Annotated in this window: 18 protein-coding genes; 5 read left to right on the forward strand and 13 right to left on the reverse strand. The window is 33.1% G+C overall.

What is annotated here, in order from left to right; genetic code table 11:
• Positions 1–57: 57 nt before the first annotated feature.
• From KPF49_RS05960 to KPF49_RS05970, 3 genes are all read right to left on the reverse strand, one after another.
• Positions 58–234 carry a hypothetical protein gene (locus KPF49_RS05960; RefSeq protein WP_168162127.1) on the reverse strand — a complete coding sequence of 59 codons (177 nt, stop codon included), beginning with the start codon at positions 232–234 and terminating at the stop codon, positions 58–60.
• 76 nt (positions 235–310) lie between these two features.
• The gene (locus tag KPF49_RS05965) at positions 311–1,543 is read right to left on the reverse strand and encodes an aminopeptidase (RefSeq protein ID WP_183675175.1); all 1,233 of its coding nucleotides are present in this window, start codon (positions 1,541–1,543) and stop codon (positions 311–313) included.
• Between the two features lie 10 nt (positions 1,544–1,553).
• Positions 1,554–1,751, reverse strand: a complete 198-nt coding sequence (locus tag KPF49_RS05970; protein ID WP_183675025.1) for a DUF1128 family protein — start codon at positions 1,749–1,751, stop codon at positions 1,554–1,556.
• Between the two features lie 143 nt (positions 1,752–1,894).
• Here KPF49_RS05970 and KPF49_RS05975 point away from each other — a divergent pair, with 143 nt between their 5' ends.
• From KPF49_RS05975 to KPF49_RS05985, 3 genes are read left to right on the forward strand one after another with little or no spacing between them, the layout of a single operon-like run.
• On the forward strand, positions 1,895–2,215 hold the full coding sequence (locus tag KPF49_RS05975) for a YtxH domain-containing protein (RefSeq protein ID WP_183675027.1): 321 nt from the start codon (positions 1,895–1,897) through the stop codon (positions 2,213–2,215).
• 51 nt (positions 2,216–2,266) lie between these two features.
• Positions 2,267–3,475, forward strand: a complete 1,209-nt coding sequence (locus KPF49_RS05980; RefSeq protein ID WP_246562707.1) for a YihY/virulence factor BrkB family protein — start codon at positions 2,267–2,269, stop codon at positions 3,473–3,475.
• Complete coding sequence (locus tag KPF49_RS05985; protein WP_183675033.1) at positions 3,472–4,029, forward strand: beta-class carbonic anhydrase; 558 nt, start codon at positions 3,472–3,474, stop codon at positions 4,027–4,029. Before KPF49_RS05980 ends, KPF49_RS05985 begins: the two co-directional genes overlap by 4 nt.
• 72 nt (positions 4,030–4,101) lie before the next feature.
• On the opposite strand, the gene map is transcribed toward KPF49_RS05985, so the two are convergent.
• Together map and dinB are read right to left on the reverse strand one after the other, a co-directional pair.
• Positions 4,102–4,854 (reverse strand): type I methionyl aminopeptidase, encoded by a 753-nt coding sequence (map, locus tag KPF49_RS05990; RefSeq protein ID WP_183675035.1) that lies wholly within the window; start codon positions 4,852–4,854, stop codon positions 4,102–4,104.
• Between the two features lie 49 nt (positions 4,855–4,903).
• Positions 4,904–5,974, reverse strand: coding sequence for a DNA polymerase IV (gene dinB, locus KPF49_RS05995; protein WP_183675038.1), 1,071 nt, complete (start codon positions 5,972–5,974; stop codon positions 4,904–4,906).
• A 94-nt stretch (positions 5,975–6,068) separates the two neighbouring features.
• On the opposite strand from dinB, the gene KPF49_RS06000 reads away from it, so the two are divergent.
• On the forward strand, positions 6,069–7,067 hold the full coding sequence (locus KPF49_RS06000; protein ID WP_183675041.1) for an NAD(P)/FAD-dependent oxidoreductase: 999 nt from the start codon (positions 6,069–6,071) through the stop codon (positions 7,065–7,067).
• 24 nt (positions 7,068–7,091) lie between these two features.
• Here the strand turns inward: KPF49_RS06000 and KPF49_RS06005 are convergent, their stop codons facing one another.
• The 8 genes from KPF49_RS06005 to rlmD (KPF49_RS06040) all read right to left on the reverse strand — a co-directional run bounded on the left by KPF49_RS06005 (position 7,092) and on the right by rlmD (KPF49_RS06040) (position 13,724).
• Positions 7,092–7,325: a hypothetical protein gene (locus KPF49_RS06005; protein ID WP_183675044.1), complete on the reverse strand. Its 234-nt coding sequence runs from the start codon at positions 7,323–7,325 to the stop codon at positions 7,092–7,094.
• Positions 7,326–7,335: 10 nt separating this feature from the next.
• Positions 7,336–7,845 (reverse strand): hypothetical protein, encoded by a 510-nt coding sequence (locus tag KPF49_RS06010; RefSeq protein WP_183675047.1) that lies wholly within the window; start codon positions 7,843–7,845, stop codon positions 7,336–7,338.
• Between the two features lie 37 nt (positions 7,846–7,882).
• Positions 7,883–8,182, reverse strand: a complete 300-nt coding sequence (locus KPF49_RS06015; protein WP_183675050.1) for a DUF4298 domain-containing protein — start codon at positions 8,180–8,182, stop codon at positions 7,883–7,885.
• A 542-nt stretch (positions 8,183–8,724) separates the two neighbouring features.
• Positions 8,725–9,636, reverse strand: a complete 912-nt coding sequence (locus KPF49_RS06020) for a nuclease-related domain-containing protein (protein WP_183675054.1) — start codon at positions 9,634–9,636, stop codon at positions 8,725–8,727.
• A 387-nt stretch (positions 9,637–10,023) separates the two neighbouring features.
• Complete coding sequence (locus tag KPF49_RS06025) at positions 10,024–10,215, reverse strand: hypothetical protein (RefSeq protein WP_183675057.1); 192 nt, start codon at positions 10,213–10,215, stop codon at positions 10,024–10,026.
• 155 nt (positions 10,216–10,370) lie between these two features.
• Positions 10,371–10,802: a gamma-glutamylcyclotransferase family protein gene (locus KPF49_RS06030; protein ID WP_246562709.1), complete on the reverse strand. Its 432-nt coding sequence runs from the start codon at positions 10,800–10,802 to the stop codon at positions 10,371–10,373.
• Positions 10,803–10,997: 195 nt separating this feature from the next.
• On the reverse strand, positions 10,998–12,386 hold the full coding sequence (rlmD, locus tag KPF49_RS06035; RefSeq protein WP_183675063.1) for a 23S rRNA (uracil(1939)-C(5))-methyltransferase RlmD: 1,389 nt from the start codon (positions 12,384–12,386) through the stop codon (positions 10,998–11,000).
• 12 nt (positions 12,387–12,398) lie between these two features.
• The gene (gene rlmD, locus KPF49_RS06040; RefSeq protein ID WP_183675067.1) at positions 12,399–13,724 is read right to left on the reverse strand and encodes a 23S rRNA (uracil(1939)-C(5))-methyltransferase RlmD; all 1,326 of its coding nucleotides are present in this window, start codon (positions 13,722–13,724) and stop codon (positions 12,399–12,401) included.
• A gap of 77 nt (positions 13,725–13,801) precedes the next feature.
• On the opposite strand from rlmD (KPF49_RS06040), the gene KPF49_RS06045 reads away from it, so the two are divergent.
• A complete protein-coding gene (locus KPF49_RS06045) occupies positions 13,802–14,026 on the forward strand; it encodes a hypothetical protein (protein ID WP_183675069.1) in 225 nt (74 codons plus the stop codon).
• The last annotated feature ends 4 nt before the right edge of the window (positions 14,027–14,030 follow it).

Consider the following 14,030-nt stretch of genomic DNA (forward strand, 5'->3'; position numbering starts at 1 on the left):
TTAAATGAATTAAGTAAAAAAAGAGGAGATCATCATCTCCTCTACTTTTTTGTATTATTAAATTTTACGATTTAATGCTTCTTCTCTTGTATCTACAACTAGTGCGTCTTCACTATTGAATGCTTGTGCTAAGAAATAGAAAACTACACCGCCGAAACCTAATACAGCGACGAGAGTAATCGAAACAGCAATTAAAATACTTAACGTCATTCCAAAAAATCCGAATGAGAACATAGCTTTTACCTCCGAATCATTACTTTCCTATACTACTACTATAATACCATACTTTAAATAGTGTGGGATAGACTTTTTAAATACTCCAGTCCCCATTTTTAAAGATTTGAATCTCTTTACCGTCTTCAGTAATACCTATAATATCCGTATCGCTATTACCAATCATAAAGTCAACATGCGTAATTGAATCATTAATACCAATTTCACTTAACTCTTCACGTGACTTTTCTTTACCGTCTTTTACGTTAAATGCATACCCACTACCGAGTGCGATATGACATGACGCGTTCTCGTCAAATAACGTATTGTAAAATAGTGTATTTGTATTACTGATTGGTGAGTCATAAGGAACGAGTGCGACTTCACCTAAGTAGCGTGAACCTTCATCAGTCTCTAAAATATTTTCTAAAATTTCGTAACCAACTTCCGCTTCAAAGTCGACAACTTTTCCATTTTCAAACGTTAACTTAAAGTTATCGATAATATTCCCGCCGTGTGATAATGGTAACGTATTACTGACATAACCATTAACATTATTTCTGTCTGGTGCGGTAAATACTTCTTCAGTTGGCATATTTGCCATAAATTTGCGACCTGTCGAATCGATACTTGACGCTCCAGCGAATAAGTAGTCTTTAGGTAAGCCAATTGTTAAATCTGTACCTTCAGAAACAAATCTTAATGATTTTAAATTCGCATCGTTTAAAATATCAACTTTTTCATGTAATGTTTTATCGTGCGTATCCCATGCTTCTACTGGATTGTCTTGATCAGCACGAACTGTATAAAGAATAAGATCTAATAACTTTTCAAATGCGACTTCTTCTGTTTCATCTGGATATACAAGTTTTGCCCAGTCGACTGATGGATATCCAGCCACGCACCATGAGTGGAAATCCGATTGAACACGTGCTGAGAAATCTTTCATCGCTTTACCTGAAGCGATTTGCATTTCTCTAAGTTTCATCGGTTCAATTCCTTTAAGTAACTCTGGTGAACTTGAAATGATGCTTAAAAATCCTGCGTGCTCATCACTATAGTGCATACGTTCTTCAACAGTCCATGGATGAATAGTTGCAAGTTCTTCAGCTGTACGATTTTCAGCATGTAATCTCGTTAATTTATCATCTGTTAACTTTACAACAACTTCACTAGCACCTCGGTCATACGCGACGCGTGTGACTTCACGTACGAGTGGTAACGCATCTGTAGAAGCGGATACAAATAAACGTTTACCTTCGTTAATATTGACACCAACATCTACGAGTAATTCAGCATATTTTGTAAGTTTTTCTTCAACTGCCATTATAGATCCTCCTTTATTTTTTTAATTTACCAATTTCATCGATAATCATCGTTTGTTCTTTTGGTGAAATTTGCTTTTGCTTTGTAATATAACTATGATATTCTTTCAATTCTTCAAGCTTATCATCTGGAAACTCTTCGTTACTTAAAATACCTTTATTAACGACGTTAAGTCCTTCTTCGATTTCTAGTAACATTTGTTTTTTATCCATAAATCTGTCTCCTTAGTATTAAAGGTTATAACGTTTAGTTTACCAAATTTAAGTGAAACATGTCGATTTATATTTTATTTCGTTTAAAATTTCGCTAAAATGGATATATCTATTATTGATAAGAAAAAAAGGAGACGATTTATATGAAAAACAAGCTTGTTCCTGCGATTCTTTTAGGCGCAGTTGTCGGTGGGCTTGTCAGCCTTGCTGATAAAAATACACGTAACAGTGTAATCAACACTTCTAAAAAAACGATTGATTATGCAAAAAATCCAGATGAGTTAAAAAATCAATTTTCTTCAAACTCTAACGAGCCATCTAAGTTCGATGAAATTAAAGAAGAAATTCTTTTCTGGAAAGATACGTTCGAAGAAATTCGTCGTAATAACCCAGAATTAGAAGAGTCATTAAAAAATGCTAAAGAAATTTTTGATAAAAATAGAGATCAAAAACATTTACAATAATGCGTAAGGGCGTCTCTAGACGTCCTTTTACTTTATAAAGGGGGAATGTTTGTGAGTAAAGAATCAAATCGCGAACGTAATACAGATTACTTAAACGAATTAAAACACGGTGACGAGTACAACAAAGAACATAAGTCACAAGGTAATAAAGCTGAAGAAGCATATAAACAAGACGATTATAGAACCGAACAAGAAGACAGAGAAAAAGAATACGAAGACAAAAAAGAAACAGATGAAAAATCTAACGAAAAGAAACAAAAGGAACTTGTTAAGGACCTAAAAAAAGAACAAAAAGAAGATAACAAAAAACACGAATATTTCGTTGGATATCAAACATTCCAGTCCATCGTTCCAAAACCAGGAGAAAGTGTATATGTTTCTAAAATTAACAAACCTGCGAAAGTGAAAGATGATGCTGGATTCATTGGTAAACTTTTATTCCAGTTTAATAAAGACAACACGACAGGGATGGCTGCACAACTGGCATATTATTTATTATTATCTATATTCCCAGCGTTAATCTTTTTATTAACAATTGTACCATTATTTAATGTCGATCAATCTCAGCTTACAGATCTAATTAATGAATATGCACCTTCAGAAATTTCTGGAATGCTCACAGGAATTTTAAATGACGTGCTATCGAGTAGTTCCGGTGGTTTACTTTCTATTGGTCTATTATTAACACTTTGGTCTGCGTCAAACGGTATGAACCAGTTAATGAGTGCATTTAACGTTGCGTATGATATTGAAGACAACCGTAACGGTATCGTATCACGTCTATTATCAATTCTATTTACACTTATTTTAGCACTAGGGATTGTTGGTACTTTCGTATTAATGATCCTCGGTAACCAAATTGGAGAATTAGTTTTTGGTAGTATAGGAGCTACTGGTCAGTTTAAATTTGTGTGGAATTTAATTAGTAACTTATTACCAGTCATTCTCGTATTTGTATCGTTCTTAATCGTGTACATTTTCGCTCCAAATATTAAAACAAAAATAAGATCAGTGTTGCCAGGTGCAATTACTGCAACAATTCTTTTCATTGTTGCATCTATAGGATTTAGCTTCTACGTTTCTAACTTCAGTAACTACTCTGCAACTTATGGTAGTATTGCTGGGGTAATCATCTTAATTTTCTGGTTATATATTACGAGCGTTATTTTAATTTTAGGTGCACAAATCAACGCAATTAAACATAAAGAACATTTTGATGTTAATGAGAATGGATATAAGGATAAGGTTGAAAAAGCATGAATTTATTAGAAACATTATTAAAAAACAACGAAGAATTTGTAAGCAACAAAGATTATTTGAACTATCAAACGTCCAAAACACCAGATAAAAAAGTGCTGATCGTGTCTTGTATGGACTCTAGACTAACTGAACTCACGTACAAAGCACTCGGACTTAAAAATGGTGATATTAAACAAGTAAAAAATGCAGGAGCGATGATTACACATCCGTATGGAAGTACGATGAGAAGTATACTCGTTGCGGTATATATGCTCGGTGTTGAAGAAGTTATTATTATGGGCCATACTGATTGCGGGTTCGGTGCATTAAAACCAGAACCAATTTTAAGTGAAATGAAGTCACGTGGTATTAGTGATGACGTCATCAACACGTTAATGCATTCAGGTATAGATGTTGTCGACTGGCTACAAGGATTTGAGAGCGTCGAAGAAAGCGTCAATGAAAACGTAAAAGTCGTCAAACAACATCCCTTAATGGATAAAAAAGTACCAGTACATGGACTCGTCATGAATCCGGATACTGGTGCAGTTGAAGTAGTTCATAAAGACTATTAATTTAAAACACTTAAGGAAATTTCCTTAAGTGTTTTTTTATCTCTCAAATTATTAGAAAGTATATTTAAATCATTATTCAACTTCAGTAAGTAATACTGGACCTTCTTTTGTGACCATAACTGTATGTTCTTTTTGAGCAACATAACTTCCGTCTTTTGTTTCAAATGCCCAGTCATTTTTTCCTTCAGAAACAAGTGTTGCTTTTGTTGAAATAAAAGGTTCAACGGCAATTACCATACCTTCTTTAAGGATTGTCTTATCTGACGCATCGTAGTAATTGAGTACGTGTTGTGGTTCATCATGTAAACTATATCCAACCCCGTGTCCTGTTAAGTTCTTAATTACTGTCATATTATTTTTTCGTGCCGTATTATGTACTGCACGACCAATTTGAGATAGTTTCGCGCCTGGTTTTACTTTTTTCATTGCCGCTTCAAATGCCATGTCTGCAACATCGATCACTTTTTGCTTGTTTTCATCATCTACTTCGCCCGCTACAAATGATAAACCAGTATCTGCGTAAAAACCATCTTTCATTGCAGAAACATCAACGTTTACAATGTCACCGTCTTTAATAACACGTTTACCTGGAATACCGTGCGCAACTTCTTCGTTAATACTAATACATGTATAGCCAGGGAAGTCGTATTCAGTAATCGGTGCACTTTTTGCGCCATATTTTTCGAGTAACTCACCTGCAAAATTATCGAGTTCTTTTGTCGTCATTCCAACTTTTGCGTAATTAATTGTCTCTTTTAATACACGTCCACAAATTTGACCGATTTCTTTTAAGCCTTCAAGTTCTTTATCAGTTTCAACTATCACAATAAACCCTCACTTTTTTCGATATTTATATAGTATAACAAACTACACTCTATTTTAAAAAATCATAAATTGTCATATTTCGATATGCCCGCTTCTCAAGCTCTGACACAGTAACTCCTATTAAACGAATCGGTATTGATGGATTTTTTAATTCATAATATAAATGATGCGCAACTTCATATATTTCATCAGTTCTATAAATTGGATTACTCGTACCTGTTTGTTTTGTATGAATTGAAAAATCTTCATGTCGAATCTTTACAGTGACAACTCTGCCGCAGAGCTTTTTATCATCTAACCGGTTGGATACTTGTTCGGCTAAATTTTTTAACACTCTAATCATTTCCTCGTCGTCATTCCTATCGTAACTAAACGTTGTTTCTTTACCAATTGACTTACGTTCACGATCATAATCGAGTTGATTTGTTCCGATACCTCGTGCTTTTTCGTAAAGACTTCTCCCTCTTTTACCAAAATGATGAATTAAAAAGTTTTCATCTTGGTCATATAAGTCTTGTCCGTTAAAAATTTTAAGTCGGTGCATTTTTTCTTCAGTTACTTTACCGACACCTGGAAAATCTCCAATATCTAGATCCATTAAAATATCATGAACATTTTTATAATCAATGACGGTCGTACCACTTGGTTTATTCATACCAGAAGCGAGTTTCGCAAGATATTTATTGTATGAAATACCGCTACTTGAAGTGAGTCCAGTCTTTTCAAAAATATCGTGCTGGATGTGTAAGGCGATTTGTTTAGCAGGACGCTTTTTATTGACGAGATGCGTAATATCTAAATATGCCTCATCTAAGCTTAATGGTTCAACAATATCCGTATACGATAAAAATATATCCATAATTTGACTCGAGACTTCACGGTAACGATCAAATCGTGCCCTTAGATAAATACCATCTGGACACAGTTTATGTGCGCGACTAATTGCCATCGCACTATGAACACCGTATTTACGTGCTTCATAACTCGCGGTCGACACAACACCACGACTAAAAGACCGACCACCAACGATGACCGGTTGACCTTTCAGTTTTGGGTTATCATGTTGTTCAACTTGTGCATAAAAAGCATCCATATCAATATGAATAATACGCCGCTCCATTTTTATCACCATTATTATTATATCAAAAAACGAACATTTGTTCTAAATTTAAATTCTCATACTTCTCGCTATAATAGTATTAGGAGGAATCACTATGATTATTATTGGTGGTGGTATTATGGGCATGTCAATTGCCTACCACTTACAACAACATATAAATACTATTGTCTACGACAGACAAGATGAAGGACAAGCTACCAAAGCATCTGCAGGTATTATTTGCCCGTGGGTCAGTCAAAGACGAAATAAGCTATGGTTAGAAATGGTCACTAAAAGTGCTGCGTATTATCCGAAATTTATAGAAAAATTATCAAGAGAATCAAATATCGATCCAGCATTTAAACAAAATGGTGCATATATATTATTTGATGACGATAAAAAATATCGTAAAGCACTAAAGAGAATTAAAAATAATAATGAAATTTATCGTGAAATGATTTCTGTTTCAGAAAACAAAGATGTTAAAGATTTAAATAATGAGTACTATAATATATTCGTTAAAGGCGGTGGCCAAGTTAAAGGTGAATCGCTACTTGAAGCATTAAAAGACGCTTATTTAAAGTCTGGTGGCACAATTAAATATGAAGAATATAAAGGTAAAGATGATGATTTTAAAATTTATGCAACGGGTGCTTACGGCCGAGAGCAATCGTTTGAACCAAAAGTGAGTCATCAAAAAGCAGAAATTTTACATGTAAAAACGAATGGAGATTACGAGAATTTACCAGTCGTTATGCATAGAAGTCACTATATCGTAAATCTAAATAAAAATCATTTCGCAGTTGGTACAACACATATCGATACAGAAAGTTTTGACGTTACACCTACAAAAGAAAACATGGAGTATTTACTTAATGTATTTCATGAATTTTATCCTCAAATTGAAATTGTCGATCAGTTTATGAAAGTTGGTTTAAGACCATATACGAGAGACTTTTTACCATTTTTAGGATATATCGATGAAAAAACATTTGTCGCAAATGGTCTCGGATCAAGTGGTTTAACGGCTGCACCATTTTTAGGTAAAGTAATTTCAGATACACTTCTATTTAACGACGCAGAGTTAGATATCGAAAAATATAGTTATTTATAAATAAAAATGAGCTGATAATTTTTATCAGCTCATAAAAAATTGAGTCGTCACGATTGCTGCGTATATAACTGCAGCTATATTTAATAGTAAGGCACCGATAGCCCACTTATCTTTTCTTTCTCTAAAGCTTGTCCAACTAAATAATAGTCCAAGTACAACGATTAAAATAGTTAGAATCCAGCCATAATCATTTCCCATAATGATTGGTAAAAATATTCCGGTAATTGGGATTATAAAACTTAAAATTAATAAATACATGATGACACCCCTAAATCTTGTACAGATATTTTTTCAAAGTCACGTATTCTCTCTTATATAACTTGAACATAAAGTACATCATAAAAAATAAGCTTTCTTCAATTTCTAATGTATGATCATTAACTACAATCTCATCTTCAGTAATACGTCCGATAGTCACACCATCTTTGACCATTTCAAGCGTATTTGCCATACGTTCTGTAAGTGAATAATTAGAATTATGAATGATACCATCTACTCTAAAATTCATAAGGTTATGTATTTTTCGTTCTTTAAATTTAAATTTTTCATTATCAGTATAGAGTTCATAATGTGCGATATTCATATCTCTAAAACGACGTTGTCTTAAGCCTAAAAAATATGAATTCCCATTTTCATATTGAAAAAGAAAACTATTTTCATTATCAAAATTTTTTCTTGGATTAAATAATAATTCCCCAACCTTTTTGCCCGCTTCATTGCAAATATAGACGTGACTCTCGCGGTGACGTCTCTCAACTTCAAAATAATAATGCTTCATGAACGCCACTCCTTATTTTTAATTTAAATAATTAATCTTAGTGTGTTCTTAAATACTTCGTAGCGATTTCTAACATATCAACATTTAAGTGATACATCTCACCAATTAAATTGAATACTGCATCTTCAGACAGTACACCTTGTTCAATGTCATCGTACTCATCAGTCATATTCGAAACTTTAAGATCATCGAGATATTCCTGGCTGCCATAATAATCTTTCAGTGCATTATAATCCTCTAAATTCTCTTCGAATTTTTGAAGTATTTCTTGCATCTCTTCTTTTAAGTCTGCACTACGATTTAAAACCTCTTCAAAACGAACGACATCTTTTTTCATAAAAAACACACCTTAAATAATAGAATTAATTTAAGTATACCATTTAGATTGAGAGAATTCTTCAATAAATTCGGGTAACTGATTAGCTTTTTTATTCGTTCGTTAACGCAAATCGTGTTTCTGTTAAAAGAGAGATGTGTTCGTTGACAATTAAGACGCTTGTGTCAACTTATCACCTAGCCCGTTTACGTAAAATGCGTTTTTGTTAAATTAAATTTATTTCGTTAATACAACTGGCCTTTGCGTAAAAGTACTTCTCATTATTTTAACAAGATGAAATGACCTACGACTCTTAAACTTATTCAAGTAGTTTATCTACAGTTAGTTCGAAGAGAAATTTCTTTCGTTAACGCAAATCGTGTTTACGTTAAAAGGGAGGTGTGTTCGTTGACAATTAGAGCTTTTCTGTCAACATATCACCTAGCCCGTTTACGCAAAATACGTTTTTGTTAAATTAAATTTATTTCGTTAATGCAATGAACCTTTGCGTAAAAGTACTTCTCATTATTTTAACAAGATGAAATGACCTACGACTCTTAAACTTATTCAATTACTTTATCTATAGTATAATGAACAGATCGACCATTACCTAAACGCTTAAAATTTTTCTTTAATAATTTTCTATAGTGATATTTTGATATCTTGCCACCAGTAAAATTATATAGACTAGAAATCGTTAATTTCTTCTCGGGAAATAGCGTATAAAAGTCAAGGATTGCTTGAAGAACTACATCTTCGATAGAGGTTTTCTTATTACATTTCGGACATTTATAGTATGTACGGTTATTTAAAACAAGCTCCCCACCATCATCACTACAAAATAGAGACTTTTTTAGACTGTCGTATGAATAATCGATGTGAAGTCTGCGCTCTTCGAGATGCTTAAATTCGTTTAAAGTGTCTACAAATTTCATTGTATTTTCATCTGTACGACGGTACATTAGGCGTAATTCATTTAAAAAGTTTGGAAGCTGACTCCTCATTACGATATTTAAATCTCGTGGTGCTTCATATAAATGAAAATCTTCACCAATAAATACAACGTAGCTTTTTATCGGTATATGTATGCCTATTCTCTTAAATAACCGATTCAAGAGAATTACTGTATGATCTAGTTGATCAATTGGTGATTTGATTTTGTCTCTATACTTCGTGTTATAAAATTCACCCTTTTTAAATAGATAATCTCCTTGATAATTTTTCACTTCAAAAATGATGACTGCATCATTAAATATTATGAATGCATCGATTTGGCGGACCGTACCATTCACAGAAAATATAAAATCTGTGATTGTCACTGCACCCTCGCCGATATAACTATCAACAAACTTTTTAAACTCCCGCTCACCTTCATATCCTCGTTGTAAATGATCCAAATAATATAACTGCTCTCTTGCTAAAGGCATTCTCCATTTTAAAGCTTCTAGTTGACGATGCGCCGTCGATTTCACCATAAAAACCTCCTTTTAGACATACAATAATGCATATTCAACCTTTATGGAAAAATCAATATTTAACAAATTACGAATGATTTCTTAAAATCTGTACAGTCAATTGATTAATCATTTTTAAAAATGAATAAAAGCCCCACCATATTTTAAAAGTAGTAATATTGATAATTTCTTATTTACAAATCACAAATAAAAAAACCTGAACTCAAAAAAGTTCAGGTTTCATTCTTTAACTTAAAAATACTTGTAATAAATACTACTATGAACAAAAGCAATACTACAAATAAAAACATTTTTCTGTATGGAATTAAAATATCAATATTTGAAAATAGAATCGTTCCACCGAATGCGACAAACAATAAAACGAATAGCCATTTAAATTCCATATTATCAATCCTCATCAAACGTTTTATACAGACCTCTAAATCCGAAGACGAGTATAACGATAATTACTACAAACGTAAAAACATAATAAAACGGCTTTAGTGGACGAAGTGCTTCATAATAACTAAACACAAATCCACCTAAAAATATTACGAGTGATGCAATAAATAAAATTGCGAAGAACTTTTTAACATTCATACTTACACTTCCTCATAACTCATCCATCCAACTTTAATTATACATATGATAATCATCCGTTTCACCTTTACGTTCCACGGTTCTTAATATCTACTTTTTGTTATGAATAACTGATGCAATTTTTTATAGATATTATACGAGAATAGGTATTCATTTTATAATGAACATTTAGCTGCTCTACGTAAATACTCTAAATCAAATCCTAAACTTTTATATCCTTCTGTAATTGTTGAATAATATTCTTTACTTGGCTGATTCAGTGGGCTTTCTTCGTTCATAATATAGACCATCGCATTGACTGGCTGATTATCTACGATAACTTCCATCATTTCTTTTCTATATAAATCTGGATATTCTTCATAAATATCAAGTTCTTTTTCATCACTTGGTGCAATCTGCCACACGAGAACTGGAACACTTTCACCTTTACACGGTTCAACTGTTGCAAAAACACGATCATGTTCTCCTCTAAAAGTAAGTGTGTAATCTTTAATTTCACTTTTACCGATCACCTTGGCAGTTGGACATCTCTTTCTCATTTGTTCAAGGTGTAAATTAGAACCATATGCAATATAAAATTTACTCATCATTTCAACCCTTTCACATGAATTATAATTCACCGAATATCTTTAATTATCTTGAATAAGTTTATCATCGACTTCAATCGAATTATTTTATTTAAATTTTACCATAAGAATATTTTAATTTTTTACTTAAATAAAAAAAGACGTTCAATATGATTGAACGCCCTACCTCATTTTATTATTATCCTACGAGGAGCTTTATATAGGTTTTCTCTCTAACAGCGCCACCAACTCCACATGCACCGTATGCGGGAATAAGTCCACAGGTTGTACGATTTTTAGTTCATAGCCAAAATCTCTGAGCCATGTGATGTCTTTTGCGAATGTTTCTGGGTTACATGAAACGTATACTACTCTATCTGTTTGAAGGCGTCCGATTCTACGCATTACTTTTCCACCTGCACCTGATCGTGGTGGGTCGAGCATGATGACGTCTGGTCTGCCCCAGTTTTCTAGTACTTCGTCAATACCGCGTCTAGCGTCTTTTGCGAGGAAATAAGTATTCGCTATATCATTTTCTTCAGCATTTTGTTTTGCTGATTCTATTGAGGTTTCAACAATTTCAATTCCAGCGAGTCTTTTGACGCGCGTTGCGAATGGTAATGAGAATGTTCCTACTCCGCAGAATAAGTCAATCATCGACTGATCTTTCGTCGGTTTTGCAAATTCTATTGCGAGGTCTACTAATTTTTCAGCTTGTCTTGGATTTGTTTGGAAAAACGTGTCAAACCATAGACGATAATTAAATCCATACATTTCGTCGTGAATATAATCTCTACCGTGAAGAACGACAGTGCGTTCAGATTGCGTCATATCTGCTAAATCTGTGTTTTTTGACCACGTAATGCTTTCGATATTTTCGACTTCAGATACTAACGTTTTTAATAGCTGATTAATTTCTTCTTCATACGGTTCTGGATCATCTGCAGCAAATATTGCACACATCACTTCTCCAGTATGTTGAGACTCTCGCACCATTAAGTAACGTAAAATCCCTTCTTTTGTATCTTTGTTATATGTTTTAATGCCACTTTGTTTTGCCCATTCTGAAACGATATTCATGACTTTTTCTGTTTCAACACCAGCAATTAAACATGAATCAAGGTCAATAATATTTCTAAAGTTATCCATTTCATGAAGACCAAGTTCACCATTACTACCAAATGTAAACTCCATTTTATTTCTATAGCGCCATTCATTTTCAGCACCTATAATTGGTTGGATGATTGATTCATCAAATCCTTGATTTTTAATATGCATTCTAACCGCATTTTCTTTTGTTTTTAACTGTGCATTATAATCAAAATGTTGCCACTGACATCCACCGCAAATATCAAAATATTTACACGGCGCTTCAATTCTATTTTCATCTTTTTCAATAATTTTTTCAGGTGTTACAAAGGCACTTTTACGGTTCATCGCGTTTGGTACATTTACACGGACAACTTCTCCAGGGATTGTACGTGGTACTGTTAAACGTAAGTTTTTACCTTTACCTTCCCAGTCGTCGCGGCGATACTTTGTAACCCCTTGACCCTTTTTATTAAAACTTTTAATTGTAACATCGTATGTACGTGATTCTGACATAACTTTCACCTTCTATTTTTTCGATAAACTAACGACACACTCTACATGATATGTTTTTGAAAACATATTATACGGTGTCACTGTTCCGACGTTGTATTTTTCACTTAGTACTTTTAAATCACGACCAAGAGTCGCTGGATTACATGAAATATAAATAATCCTTTCAGGTTCAACTTCTAAAATCGTATCTAAAAATACTTTGTCCGCACCCTTTCTCGGCGGATCAATAAATAAAGTATTAATCGTTTTTTCTTTAACAATTTCTTTTATTTTATCTTCTGCTTTACCTAAAACGTATGATGCATTTTTTATACCGTTTAACTTAGCGTTATCTTTCGCATCATCAACTGCACTCTCGACAACTTCTATGCCGATGACTTCTTTAACCTTTTCACTTAACAATTGACCGATTGTCCCGATACCTGAATATGCATCTATAACGACATCTGTTTCTTTTAATTCCGCTCGTTCGATTGCTTCATTGTACATTTTTTCAGTAATTTCATGATTCACTTGATAAAAGGATAAATCTTTGACTTTAAATTTACGTGACAATAATTCATCTTCTATAAATTCATTACCATAACGAACAACCGAATCAAAGCTTGTCACGAGATTCGTCTTTTCTGTATGTATATTTTGTACGACACTCGTAATACGCTCATCTTTTACAAGTTCGTTGACGAGTGGCTTAAACGAATACTCTTTACCGTTTGTAACAAATATTACTTGAATATCACTATCATCGTAATTTGAACGAATAATTAAATGTCTTAAAAACCCTTTATGCGCGTCCTCGTTATAAATAGAGATGTTATGTTTAACAATGAGGTTTCTGAGTGCTTTAATAATTTCGTTATGGCTACGTTTTTGAATCAAACAGTGTTCAATATCTACAACGTCTTTACCATTTTTGTGGAATTGTCCAATGACGACATTACCATGCTGTTCTCTGACTGCGAACACTGTTTTATTTCTATAATAGTAAAGTTCATCAAGTTCAACTGTATCATTTACTTTTATATTTTTAATATGACGACGTAACGTATTAAATACCGCTTCTTTTTTAAAATCACGTTCTTCTATATCATTCATATGCTGGACGTGACAACCACCACATTCGTTTATATAAGGACACGGTGGTACTGTGCGATTTTTACTTTTGGTTAAGACATTAGTCACTTTACCTTGATTAAACTTTTTACCAGTACGTGTTAATGAATACTCGACTGTTTCATCTTTTAAAGCACCACGAATAAACGCAAGATGATGATCCTTTACGACTCCTCTTCCGTCATGGGTATAACCGGTCACTATTCCGTTATATATTTTGTCCATATTATCTCCTTATTTCTCTTTAAAAAATATAGAAAATTATCTATAATATTATTATTATGATTTAAGGAGGGTATTATATGAGAGCAAGTAAACTTATGCTTTGGGTGCTGTTTGCTTACTGTCTCGTTACATCGTTTGAACTCGGTCTTCCAGCGATTATTATGACTGGTGTTTCGTTTTTTATTGCTTTAAATTTTACCCTCGTTCGAAATACTCATATTGAAAAGTTTAATGAGACACATGCAACCTCTTTTGAAGAAGAAATTCAAACAATTAAAGAAGATGAAAAGTCAAAGGAATAACTCT

Source organism: Nosocomiicoccus ampullae (assembly GCF_019357495.1).
Taxonomy (GTDB): Bacteria; Bacillota; Bacilli; order Staphylococcales; family Salinicoccaceae; genus Nosocomiicoccus; species Nosocomiicoccus ampullae.